At 49.6% G+C, this 1,471-nt stretch carries 1 protein-coding gene; it reads left to right on the forward strand.

Annotated features, from left to right (window positions below; all coding sequences use genetic code 11):
• Nucleotides 1-299: 299 nt before the first annotated feature.
• Nucleotides 300-1,471: transposase (locus CRENPOLYSF2_RS00875; protein WP_087142087.1), on the forward strand; the 1,172-nt coding region annotated here is incomplete at its 3' end.

A 1,471-nucleotide genomic window follows, 5' to 3' on the forward strand; every position in this document is an offset into this window, starting at 1 on the left:
CTCGTCAGTCGTAAGTTCGTCCATTTGACAAACAGTTATAAATTCGTAGATTGTTTCTTCTATTAATCAAGTAGGAGAAACAATCATGCAGACTTACATTGACCAATCCTTACGAACATTTCGAAGTGATTTTTCCAGACACCGTAGCTGGTTGTTGTTCTGTGCCGTTGTGATAGGCTTCATAGCGGCACCTGAAATGATGGGTATCACATCGTTATGTCGCTTTTGGCTAGTTGACGAGGCAGGTTACCACCGACTGCTCCATTTTTTTTAGATCCAAGGCTTACCGTTATGATGACTTGGTTAACACATGGCAGCGTTTTGTTGTCCAGCAAGAAAAAACGGTTACCGTCAATGGCCGTCCCGTTCTATTAGGCGACCACACCTTGGTTGCCAAGGATGGCCGTAGGATGCCAGGCGTGGTGTCCCTGCACGACTCCTCGGAAACCCAAAGCAAGCCCAGTTATTTTCGTGGCCATTGCTGGGGTGGCATCGGGTTGGTGGTTGGTACCCTATCAGCGTGCTTTTGTTGCCCGCTGCAATTGCAAATCCACCAGGGCTGGAAGCATTTGGGGCTGACAGAAAACACAGGCTCACAACGCCGGGCCAGCATGGGCGAACGGGTGGTATTGATGGCGCTGGCCTTCGCCCTGCTTTCAGATAGCCCCTGCTACGTGGTGCTGGATGCCTTCTTTTCAGTCAACACCGTCTTCCAGTGGAGCTACTATTATTCCGTTAAGCATAAGCAGCCCTGGCTGCATATCCTGGTGCGGGCTAAAGATAACTATGTCGGCTATTTACCCGCGTCGCCCAAACCGGCTTCCCGGCCTGGCCCACAAGGGCTGTATGGCGAAAAAATTTACCTGAAAGAGTGCTTTGACCACCCGCATTTGTTTGAAACCGTTACCTGTACCGTCTATGGTAAAATAGAAACTATCCAGTTGATGCGTCTGGCCTTGCTTTGGAAACCCATCAAGGATTACGTACTGTTTGTATTCGCAGTCACCTCGAGGGGCCCGATCATTTTGATGAGTTCGGATCTGGAGCTGTCCGCCCTCCAGGCTATTGAGCTTTACTGCGTCAGGACTCGAATCGAAACGTTGTTCTCAGTATTAAAGAATCTTGTCTGGGCATTTACTTACCGGTTTTGGACGCGAAGCCTGCCCAAACATTCCAGGCGACCATTCCCCAATAGCCAGTTACAAGCGCCCCATAACGCCAATACCGTCAAGGGTTGCTGGCAATCCTGTGAAATTTTTGTCCTCTGTGGCTGTATTGCTGTCGGCCTGCTCCAGTTTATTTCACTCCATTTCGGCTCTGAGGTTTGGCTAAAGCATTCGCTTTACTTGCGTACCCAATCGCGGGAGTTGCCCTCTGAAAAAACGGTGAAGCAGGTGTTGTCTGTCATCCTGCTCAGGAAACTCTTCCAAGTAGGCCAAAAGACTATCTCCGAAGAGATCCGGGAATATCT

The sequence above is a fragment of the Crenothrix polyspora genome, from assembly GCF_900163755.1.
GTDB lineage: Bacteria > Pseudomonadota > Gammaproteobacteria > Methylococcales > Methylomonadaceae > Crenothrix > Crenothrix polyspora.